We start from the raw sequence: 10,742 nt of genomic DNA, 5'->3' as shown, positions 1-10,742 counted from the left end.
CCGCGTGCCGATCAGATCGGTGTTCTTCGACGTGGGTGAGACGATCGTGGATGAGTCCCGGGAGTACGGGACGTGGGCGGATTGGCTGGGGGTGCCTCGGCACACGTTCTCGGCGGTGTTCGGCGCCGTGATCGCGCGTGGGTTGGACTACAGGGAGGTGTTCCAGGCGTTCCAGCCCGGGTTTGACCTAGGGGCGGAGCGGAAGCGGCGAGCGGCGGCCGGGCATCCGGAGTCGTTCGGTGAGGAGAACCTGTATGCCGATGCGCGGCCCTGCCTGGCAGGTCTGCGCGCCGAAGGTCTGCTGGTCGGACTGGCGGGCAACCAGACCGCCCGCGCGGAGGCCATCCTGCGGGCGTTGGATTTATCCGTCGACGTGATCGGCACGTCAGACGGCTGGGGTGTAGAGAAGCCATCGGCGGAGTTCTTCCACCGCGTCGTCGCCGAAGCGGGTTGTCCGGCCGGGGAGGTGCTCTACGTCGGTGACCGGCTTGACAACGACATCCGCCCCGCCCAAGCCGTCGGCATGGCGACCGCCCTCATCCGTCGGGGCCCGTGGGGTCACATCCTTGAGGACCCCGAAGTCGCCGACCGCTGCCTGTTTCACCTTGACTCTCTGAGCGACCTACCGGATCTGGTGCGCAAGCACAACGAGGCGAACTGACACTCCAGGCGCAGGTCACGACGCTGGTGACAGTGCTCTGATCTGCCCGTCGATGTGTCGACCGTGCTTGCTGTCTCCCAGCAGCGGCCGAACCGCGCGCACACGGTCCATCCCAGCCGCGTACCAGTCGGTGGTGAGCATCTCGATCGCTTGGCCAAGATAGTCAGCGACGCGGTCGCCGTCCTGGCCGTGCGCTCCGGCAAGATCGGCGAGGATGACGCTGCGCTGCTTGCTTCCCCGCGCGCCGAGGCGGTCGGCCGCTGCGGCCAGTCGGCGAGCAGCTTCCGGATGATCACCTGTTGTGAGGGCGGCGTAACCGGCGAACGAATCGAGACGGGCCGCGTCGTAGAAGTCGAACCACGCGAGGTCGCCGGCATCGTCGGGCAGCGATGCTTCGGCGAGGTCGATGTGGTGGCGGCTGGTTGCCGAGGCGCAGTTTCTGGCTTCGACCTCGGAGGACACGCAGTGTAACCAGGACCGGACGATGGGGTGGACGCCGTGCCAGCAGTGCTGCAGCGCGGCGGCGATCAGGTTCCGCGCACCGTCAGGGTCCTGACTGAACCCGGGGACGAAGGCCATGTGGCCGAGCACTGTGGCGGCAAGGGCGTGGTCGCCGGGGGTCTGTTGCACCGGCCGGGGCCGTGGTGTCCGCGGCGGGGGCCGCGGCATGATCGGATGATGGCTCGCTGCCGTCCTCGTCCGCCGGTCCCGGTGTCGGAGTTCGCCGGGTTCCGGTTCCCGCCCGAGTTGATCGTTCTGGCGGTGCGGTGGTATCTGCGGTTCGCGTTGTCGTATCGGGACGTCGAGGAGCTGCTCGCCGAACGCGGCATCGAGGTTGATCACGTGACTGTGTACCGATGGGTGCGCCGGTTCACGCCGTTGCTGGTCGAGGCAGCCCGGCCGTGCCGGCACCGGCCGGCCAGTAGGTGGTTCGTCGATGAGACCTACGTCAAGATCGCAGGTAGGTGGGCCTATCTCTACCGGGCCGTCGACCAGCACGGCCAGGTCATCGACGTGCTCGCCAGCGAACGGCGCGACCAGCTCGCCGCCCGCCGGTTCTTCCAGCAGGCACTGACCCATGGCCGCCGGCCGGTCGAGGTCACCACGGATAAGGCCCCGGTCTACCCGCGGGTCCTCGACGAGCTGCTGCCCGAGGCCTGCCACGTCGACGCCGCTCGGGAGAACAACAGGATCGAGTCCGACCACAGCCGACTCAAGGCCAGGCTGCGACCGATGCGCGGGCTGAAACGGCTGCGTTCCGCTCAGACGGTCAGCACCGGACATGCCTTGATCCAAAATATCCGCCGCGGCCACTACGAACTTGCCACCGACGCCGATCCGCGACTGCGGCTATCGGTCGCGTTCACCGAGCTCGCCGCGGCGGTCTGATCCTCGAGCCTGCCATGGCCTCCGCGCGCCCCCAGCCCTCCGAACGCAACAGACCCGACCAGTCCGCCGAGGATCGCCCGGGCCATGTCGTCGTACTCCACGGCGTGGACTTGTTTCTTACTGAGCCGGACGCCACTGAGGCCCCGCGGAATGCTGCTCGCGCTCACCGCCCGCAGCGGACCGAACTCGGTGAAGTCAAGGCGGACCGCGATGCCGGCGTCGACGAACTCCCTGATGATCGCGTCGGAGCCCGCGCGGTCCTGGTCTCTGAGCGTGTCCGGGATGAGAACGCACAGGACTGGCGCTGGAGGCGTCGACTGGTCGGACCGCTGGTCGGACCGCTGGTCGGACCGATGGTCGGACCGTGCGGCGATAATCGCCTTTCGGAGCGTGACGTCACGGAGGCCGCGTTCGGAGATCTGGACCCAGAGCTCACGCGGGAGGCCATCGCCGAAACTGTCAGCTGGCCGGGTGTTTTCAGCGCCGGCCGATTCGCCAGCTTCCGATACCGGTGGGGGCGGCTTCCTCGAGCCGTCCACGAAGGGCAGCAAGCAGCCGACCAGCCAACGATCGAGGTCGCCGCTGAGTCCGGCCTCGAACGCGATTGGCTCGATCTCCTCCGGTCCGAGCGGGCCCCGGGAGGGGTGCAGCCAGCAGGTGATCGCCTCAGCGGCGACGACCGTGCCGCGGCGGTCCGCGATCGGCCGGAACCGTGGAATCAGCTCATGGGCACCAAAGGCTCGACGCAGTTCCGTGACATCGCGCAGTCGGGTGGCGATCGCCGCCCGGATGCGTTCGTCGTAGGCGACGCAGCGCCCGGGTCCGCCCTGCTTGGCCTCGTACATCGCCACGTCGGCGGCATCGAGCAGCTGCTCCGCGTCGGTGAGGTCGGGTCCGGACAGCGCCAGCCCGACACTGCCGCCGACGCTGACCGGCTGCCGTAGCTCGACGGCCGGCGCGAGGGCATCCATGACCCGTTCGCCGATCGCGCGTAGATCCAACATGCCGTCGACGTTGTCACACAACACGGCGAACTCGTCGCCACCGAGCCGGCTGACGATGTCCCCGGGTCTGATCACCTGCTGCAGCCGGTCGCCGAGCACCCTGAGCAGCTCGTCGCCCGCCAGATGCCCGAACGTGTCATTCACCGCCTTGAACCCGTCCAGATCGATGAACAACACGCCCGTCTGGTGCCCGTCTCGACGGGCCCGGTRCAGACTGCGCCGCAAACGGTCCAGCAACGCCGTCCGGTTCGGCAGGCCGGTCAGCGGGTCGTGCAGGGAGCGGAAGCGGGCTGCTTCCTCCATGCGAATCCTCAGCACCGCCGATCCGAGGACGGCACCGACGGATTGGGCGAACGCGACATCCTCGGATGCCAGGGGGCGGCTCGCGCGCCGCACCGTGATCGTCGCGATCGGCTCAGCCGCGGCACCGACCGGCACGCGCACGACATACGAGTCCGTTTCCGACTCCTGAGGGTCCTCATGGACGGCATGGACGGCGCTGTCGACGGGATACCGCGCGGCCGGTCCGGCCCTGAGCGGTCCGTCCGCGGATCCCGGCCTGGGTGGAACCATGGTGTCGGCCGGACTTCGCGGTCCGGCGTCAGCGTCAGCGTCAGCTTCGGCTGTGGAAGCGACATCGGCGTTGCCGTCGTCGGATGCTTGTCGTCGTCGCCGCACCGTGACCAGATCGGCCTCGAGCTGGTTGGTGAGTGTCTCGATACACAGATTCCACAGCGTCCGCTCTTCGCTGATCTCCAGCGCGTGTTGCGCGAGGTCCGCGAGCGCGGTCTGACGGGCCGTCCGGAGACGGAGCTCGGCGGTCACAGTCTCGCGTTCCGTCACATCGCTGGCGACGCCGGCGAGTGAAGGGGGCCGGCCAGCGGGACCCGGAACCGGGGCGAAGTGCACGTCAAACCAGCGGCCACGCGCTCCGACTACCTCATGGACAGACTCGCCACCCAGCGATCGGCGCATCATCGCCACTACGTCCGGGCGGTCGCGGAACGCCGCGCGGATGCTCGGCTCGTCCAGCATGCGCGCCGAAGCGTCCGAACCCCGGGCAGCGGACCCGGCGCGAACCATCACCCGGCCTTCATGGTCTAGAAGGAAGACCGACACGGGCACATGATCGAGTACCGTTCGCAGCTGTAGCTGAGTCGAGACCAGCTCGGACACGTCCTGAAACTGGGTGAGTACGCATAATTCGCCGGCCACGGTCATGAACGTGCTGGACGCCAGCGCGTGCGCAACGGTGCCGTCCGGGCGGACTACCCGGACAAGCCAGCGTTCCTCACTCCCACCGGCGTGAAGATCCGGTGGCCACATGCTGGCGCGATCGTCGGTCTCGGCCGGGTCGACCAGATCCCGCCAGTCCGTGCCCAGAAGGTCGGTCTCGTCGCGGCCGGCGAGGCCGCATACGGCGGCATTCGCGCGTCGGATTCGGCGATCATGCACACCGCTGAGGGTCAGACCTATCCGCAGGACGTCGAACAGTTCAACGAGCCAAGTCTCCTCGTCGCCCTCCGCAGCCGTCATCGCCAGTCACACCACCTCGTCCTGCCGGGTCGCGCGAAGCCAGCTAATCCTTGGGCGCCACCTCGCCGACGCATCACCTAGATATCGCTACCCGGTGGGTGCGTCGCTACCCGACGGGCCGCCGAGGAACCGCGCGAAGGCACGGCGGCACCGGCCGCCGGCTCGCGACAGCCAGGCAGCCAGGCGGCCAGCCAGCGGCAGCGGCCTCACCCGCGTCGAAGAGACGTACGGCGGTACCGGTGGAGGTCGGTTCGCGGACGGGCCGCGGGGCATGTTCGTTCAGCGTCCGGCTGGACGCTCCCGGCAGGGTGAGGCCGCGAAGGCCGGCCGGTCGGCGGCCCGGTCAGGGGACGCGGGCGACCGCCCCGTAGACGGCGGTCTCGGCGGCGGTGGGGCGGGGCTGGCTCTCGTCGTCGGCGTGCCAGTGGGCGACCGAGGTGATTCCCGGAGGCATGATCTCGAGGCCGTCGAAGAACCGGGCGAACTCGTCGTGACCGCGGAACTGGAACGTGACTTTTGTGGCCTTATCGGCGTCGTTTACCTCTGTCGCGGTGCTCGGTGGCATGAAGTCGCTGGTCGCGTGGGACAGCACGACATAGCTGCCCGGCGGCAGCTCGGAGACCAGCCGCGACACCACCCGGTACGGGTCGTCGGCGTCCGGTACGAAGTGCAGCACGGCCACGACCATCAGCGCCAGCGGCCTGGAGAAGTCCAGCGCCTGGCGGACGTCGGGATGCGCGAGGATGTCGTCGGGCCGGCGGATGTCCGCGTCCAGGTAGACCGTGGACCCGTTCGGATCGGAGTCCAGGCGGGCGCGCGCGTGCGCCAGCACGATCGGGTCGTTGTCGACGTAGACGACCCTCGCCGTGGGATTGAACGACTGGGCGATCTCGTGCAGGTTCGGCGAGGTGGGGATGCCCGTGCCGATGTCCAGGAACTGGTCGATCCCGGCCTCGCCGGCGAGGAACCGCGCGACCCGGCGCATGAACGCCCGGTTCTCGATCGCGGCGGTCCGCACCTCGGGGAACGCCGCGGCGACGGCATCCCCGGACTCACGGTCGGCCTTGAAGTTGTCCTTGCCACCGAGCCAGTAGTCGTAGCGCCGGGCCGGGTGCGCGGTCGAGGTGTCGATCTCGGCAGGCAGCCAGGTGGGGTCGGTCCGTTCCGGCGCCCTCGCGGCTGGCTCGGACGGTGACATCCTTACCTCCACATTTTGATGACAAATCAACCCTAACGAGCCCTGATCCGGTTGGGCGAGGGCCGTAGCCGGCGTGGTCTGCCCGTTGTGGTCCGGCTCGCGGGCTGGATCGGTGACAGGCCGGATCTGCCCAATCCGCGCATGGTCGCTGGCTCTCGGCCAGGGCGGAGTCTCGGCGCGGACGCGTCGTTGACCGCGTCCAGGTCATCCTCGGCGCCGCCCGAGCGGGCTTCCCCGCGAACGACGCCTTCGGCCGGGCCGCTGTCGGCCTGCCGGAAGGCCATATCGTCCCAAGCGACCCACGTCGCGGCCGCCGCGCACCCGGGATCGCCGGCTCCCGTCGACGCGCGATGGTCGGCACGTGGAACTCCATGCGAACGGACGCGGCCTGGCACACGATGACCCGTAACAGGTCGGCCTTGAGCGGAGGCCGTCAACGTCTTTGACCTCGCGAGCGAGATCGTTGAGACCGGCGGCTCAGCTGTTCTTGCCGCGGCGGCGTTTTTCGTGGCTGACCAGCAAGTCCAGGCTGGAGTCGTCGGTAACTGGGTCGGATGTCTGGGCGTGGCGCTGGGAGCTCGATGCCGAGCGGTTGCGGGCGGGGGCGGCCAGCGCCGGCGACGGGGCTGGCGGCGCGGCGGCGACGGGGTGGGCCGGCGTGCGGGCGCCGGGCGGGAAGGCGTCGGCCAGCGAGGATCTGTTCGAGCCAGAGCGGCGGCGCTGCCCGGAGCGATAGTCCTGGCGCCGGATCGGCGTGGTGGCTGGGTCGATCGGCTGGGAGGCGTCCGTGCCGGACCGGGCGCTTTTGGCGCGGCCGCTGGCGGGTCGTCCGGCGGCCGGTTCGGCGGCGGTCCGCCTGCCGGTGCGCGAGCGGGAGCCGGCCTCGGAGGCCAGGGCCGCGGTGCCGTCCGAGCGGGAAGGCTGGTTGAACCAGTCGAAGGACGAGCCGCGGCCGCGCAGCGCCGTGTTCTCCGCCTGCACGATCACGAGCAGCGCGGTGGCGAAGGACGCGCGGGTCCGGGCCTCCGCCAGCTGGCGTTCCAGCTCGGCGACGTAGGCCGGGTCGATCGGCGCGGCCTTGGGCTCCGGGGCGGGAGCGGGGGCGGGGGCGCCGTCGGGGTCGACGGTCGTCTCGAACGCCTGCCCGTGCAGCTCACGGAGGATCGGGAGCTCTGCCGTCAGCGCCGGGTCGGCCTCGGCGAAAAGCAGGCTGACGTAGATCTCTACGACCCGCCATTCGATGGCCTTCTCGCCGCGGAACTGGCGGCTCAGATCCCGGGTCCGCGAACGATGGATCTTGGGTGGTCCCTGGTCCGGCCAGAGCTGCCGGGCGACCATGTCGTAACTGACCCGGTAGGGATTGTTGAGCTCGTTCAGGCGGGTCAGGAGGGTTTTCTGAGGTCCATCCTTCAGATCTGGGCGTGGCCCTTTGGGGCGTGCTCCCACGAGGCTCACCCACACACCGTCCGGGCGGCGGCTGGGAGGCTCGCTGAAGGATGGGCTCGCGGCACTGCGCAGGTCCTTTCTCCGGTCCCCTCGCACGCGCGCCGCCAGCGCGTCGGGCGGGGGGATGGGCCTACCGGCGGGTTCCCCGACCCCCCGCCCCGGTAGCTGCGGATGATACGACCCAAGTGCCGCGGATGCGGGGATGTGGGGCGTCTGACCACCGGTTTCGTTGCTCTGGCAACGATCAGAAGCGACGACGTGCGGAGTACTTGGACCGTCCGGTMCGGTCCGGTTCGGGTCAGCCCATCCCGGACGATGTAGATCGGGTATCGCAAGCCCATGGCTCCGCACGCGCTCCCTCGTCATCTTTCCCCTTTGCCTGCCCGCCTGGCGTGCCACGAACGACCGCGGAACGCTGCATCGCCAGGAAACCTGGCGGCCTGATGCGCGGCAAGGTCGCACAACGAGGACTTCGGGACAACATTGTGGGGCTCTGTGCGCAGCCTCCGGGGCCGACGGTCGCAAGGCGCCGTCGCAAGCGGCTCGAAATACCGAACCGGTCCGTAGGATTCCGTCGCGACGAGTTGAAGCGGGTTCTCCAATCCGACTTTGGGTGAGGTGATTTGTCTCGGTCCGCGGTGAGAGCCGCCAGCCGCGCCCGGTCATCGGTCATCGATCCCCGTTTTCGCGCCGCCGGACGCGGTGGCCGTGGTGGGCCACATGGCGATCCAGGTCCGCCGCACCTTGAGCGGGGACGCTGCTCACCGCCGTCGCCACCGTGCCCGGTGTGCCGTCGGATCCGACGGCCGGCCTCTCCGCTTCCCGCCCCGCCTGTCTCATCTGGCTGTCTCATCCAGCGCCGGGGGCCGAAACTTGATCACCGGTTTTGACCTGCGGTTTCACGTGGCCAGGTGGCGCCCGTTGATGAGACCGCCGAGGGCGCGTCGGCCCATGATCCGGCCTGTCATGGCGTCGGCGACCGGTGGACTGAGGCCGGGGTGGAGGGAGGTGGAGGGAGCGGCGTGGCGTCGTCCCGAGCGGCGTCGCGGTAGGCGGCCAGCACGGTGCGCGGGTACCGTTCGCCGAAGATCAGTGTGCGGTCGTTTTCCTTGGCGCGGATGGTGCGGCCGACCGCTCCGCGGAGGTGTCTGTCCGAGGAACTAGGGCGGGGTGCGATCCCGACATCGATGATGACCGCACCGGAGGCGCCCACGTCGAACGAGACGCTGAAATGCCCGGCGGTCGCGTATCAGGAACCGCGGCCCAGCTGCCCAGTCAGTGAAATCGATGAAAAGATTACGGGTCCGCTGAGTGGTCCGTGTCCCATTGAGTGGTCCGCGTCCCATCTGGGTGGGCGACAACGCCGACCGCGGGTGGCCGAAGTCGCCCGTCACGGTCGCCGTCCCGCCCCTTCGCCTTGGGCGGCAGGCCGCCGGGGATGTCCGGATCAGGGCTTGCGGGCGACTCCGCCATACAGCCATTCGGTACGCGGGCTCCCGTCGTCGCCAGGGTGCCACTGCCAGGGCCGGACGAGGCCGGGCTCGACGAGATCCAGGCCGTCGAAGAAGCTCGCGATCGTGGCGCGCGGCCGGAACGTCATGGGCGAGGTGGCGTCGCGGTATGCCGCCTCCGTGCGGGCCACGCCCTCGGCCGGTGGCCCGTCCGTCGTCAGATGAGAAAGGACCAGGTAGGAACCCGAGGGGACCGCGTCCAGGAACTGGGCGAGCAGACCGGCCGGGTCCTCGGTGTCCTGGATGAAGTGGAACAGGGCTACCAGGAGCACGGCGACGGGCCGGGAGAAGTCGAGCAGCGCGGTCGCATCGGGATGCGTCAGGATTCCCGCCGGATCCCGCGCGTCCGCGGTGATGATTCTGGTGGTCTGATCGCTGGCCAGCAGCGCGCGGCCGTGCGCCAGGACGATCGGGTCGTTCGATGTCGGGTAGTGTGCACGATGACGGAGATCGGCACCGACACCTAGGGTGGGGCAGTGGGCGAGCTAGGCGCGGGGTTTGTCCGGGTGTCCACGGGTAGCCAGGATGAGTCGTCGCAGGTCAAGATCCTGACGGAGGAGTCCGCGCAGCGGGGTATCACGATCGTCAAGTGGTTCCGGCTGCATGGGTACTCGGCGAGCCATGGGGCGCAGGAACCGGCGCTGCGTGAGGTGATCGCTGATATCGCGCGTGGTGACTACTCAGCGCTTCTGGTGACCGAGTCGTCTCGGCTTGACCGTCGTGACGATCTGGACGCGCAGGCGGAGATCCTGTTGGGTATTCGGTCTGTGGGTGGTGACGTCATCTCGATTGCGGAGCCTCAGTTCGGTAAGACGGATTTCGCTGGCCGTGTTGTCACTCTGGTTGCGCAGCACGCGAATGCCGAGAAGTCCGCGACGGTGCGGCGGACGACGTATCGCGGGATTTCGATGATTGTCGCGAATGGTGGTCATCACGGTCCACTGCCGGCATTCTGGGCGACTCGCGGTGATCGTTACGCGAAGCAGGCTTTCTGTGTTGACCTGGACAAGGTCAGGGATATCTACGCGCGTGTCGCTGATGGTGAGTCCTTGTCGTCGGTCGGTCGCGTCTATGATCTGTACCCGGCGTCGGTGAAGAACCTTGTGCGGTTTCCCGCGAACCACACGGGGGTGGTGGAGTGCCGGTATACGCATGAGGGTGCGACCGAAGTGTGGGGGCATCAGGTTGCCCCGGTGGTGGAGTCGCCGTTGTGGTGGCGTGCGAACAAGGTGCTTGCCGCGAACCTGACGGACGGGCGGGGGAACAAGGGTGGCCGTCCGGTGGCGCAGGCCGCTAACTGGCTGAGCGGTATTCTCGGGTGTCCGTCATGCGGCGCGAAGTTGCACGTGCATGGCGGCCGGACCCCGGCGGGGAACCAGCGCGCTCCGAAGCTTCGTTGTGGTGGCCACGCGAAGCGGCGTATCGCGTGCGGTGTTTTCACTGGCTGTGACGCTACGCCCGTGATCGACGTTATTGATGCGATGCTGTCCGGTGACGTGACGCCGGTTCTGGCGTTTCAGCGGGTGGCGGGGAACTCTCACGAGTTGGACGAGATGCGGGCGGAACTCGCCAGGATTCAGGGTCGTCTGTCGGTGACGGAAGATGATGACGAGCTAGACGAGCTGGTCGCGACGCGCAAGGCGTTGCGGGTGGCGATCGACGGATTCGCGGTTGTTCCCGATGTGTACGACTACGCGGAAACCGGGCAGACGGTTGGCCAGATGTGGGCGGCTGGTGATACCGAGGTGAAGCGGGGAATGGTCCGCGCTATCAGAGAGTCTTGGGGTCTGGCGCTGTCCGAGCATGGCGGGCAGTGGGGAATCACGGTGGGTACGGGATTCACGGGCGCGGGTGGCGCGGACGATGTCGTGGATCTGGGTAACGGGCTGTGCTTCCGCCGAGAAGGCGCGCACGCCACGCTGTAAGTCTCGGTCTAGCTATCCGCGTCGCCGGGTGGTTCGTCGGGTGCGGAAACGATGAGAACGGTTCTCCCGGCT

7 protein-coding genes and 1 pseudogene are annotated in these 10,742 nt (G+C 68.6%); 3 read left to right on the top strand and 5 right to left on the bottom strand.

Annotation, left to right across the window (positions count from 1 at the left end; translation table 11 throughout):
* The coding region (locus BL253_RS34430; RefSeq protein ID WP_476644133.1) for an HAD family hydrolase at positions 1-661 on the top strand (661 nt) is incomplete at its 5' end.
* A 15-nt stretch (positions 662-676) separates the two neighbouring features.
* On the opposite strand, the gene BL253_RS34425 is transcribed toward BL253_RS34430, so the two are convergent.
* Positions 677-1,291, bottom strand: coding sequence for a hypothetical protein (locus tag BL253_RS34425; RefSeq protein WP_241835303.1), 615 nt, complete (start codon positions 1,289-1,291; stop codon positions 677-679).
* 81 nt (positions 1,292-1,372) lie between these two features.
* On the opposite strand from BL253_RS34425, the gene BL253_RS34420 reads away from it, so the two are divergent.
* Positions 1,373-2,050 (top strand): IS6 family transposase, encoded by a 678-nt coding sequence (locus BL253_RS34420; protein ID WP_076820874.1) that lies wholly within the window; start codon positions 1,373-1,375, stop codon positions 2,048-2,050.
* Here BL253_RS34420 and BL253_RS34415 read toward each other — a convergent pair.
* The 4 genes and pseudogenes from BL253_RS34415 to BL253_RS34395 all read right to left on the bottom strand — a co-directional run.
* The gene (locus BL253_RS34415; RefSeq protein WP_076821818.1) at positions 1,975-4,590 is read right to left on the bottom strand and encodes a diguanylate cyclase domain-containing protein; all 2,616 of its coding nucleotides are present in this window, start codon (positions 4,588-4,590) and stop codon (positions 1,975-1,977) included. The genes BL253_RS34420 and BL253_RS34415 overlap by 76 nt on opposite strands.
* Before the next feature lie 343 nt (positions 4,591-4,933).
* A complete protein-coding gene (locus tag BL253_RS34410) occupies positions 4,934-5,788 on the bottom strand; it encodes an SAM-dependent methyltransferase (RefSeq protein ID WP_081438984.1) in 855 nt (284 codons plus the stop codon).
* 477 nt (positions 5,789-6,265) lie between these two features.
* Positions 6,266-7,243 (bottom strand): hypothetical protein, encoded by a 978-nt coding sequence (locus BL253_RS34405; RefSeq protein WP_076821824.1) that lies wholly within the window; start codon positions 7,241-7,243, stop codon positions 6,266-6,268.
* 1,438 nt (positions 7,244-8,681) lie between these two features.
* Positions 8,682-9,164: pseudogene (locus BL253_RS34395) on the bottom strand (SAM-dependent methyltransferase); the annotation flags it as partial.
* Between the two features lie 57 nt (positions 9,165-9,221).
* On the opposite strand from BL253_RS34395, the gene BL253_RS34390 reads away from it, so the two are divergent.
* On the top strand, positions 9,222-10,670 hold the full coding sequence (locus BL253_RS34390; RefSeq protein WP_076821816.1) for a recombinase family protein: 1,449 nt from the start codon (positions 9,222-9,224) through the stop codon (positions 10,668-10,670).
* The last annotated feature ends 72 nt before the right edge of the window (positions 10,671-10,742 follow it).

Source organism: Pseudofrankia asymbiotica, assembly GCF_001983105.1.
Classification (GTDB): Bacteria; Actinomycetota; Actinomycetes; order Frankiales; family Frankiaceae; genus Pseudofrankia; species Pseudofrankia asymbiotica.
The sequence above is the reverse complement of the archived record's forward strand: the minus strand, read 5'-3'. Positions and strand labels throughout refer to the sequence as shown.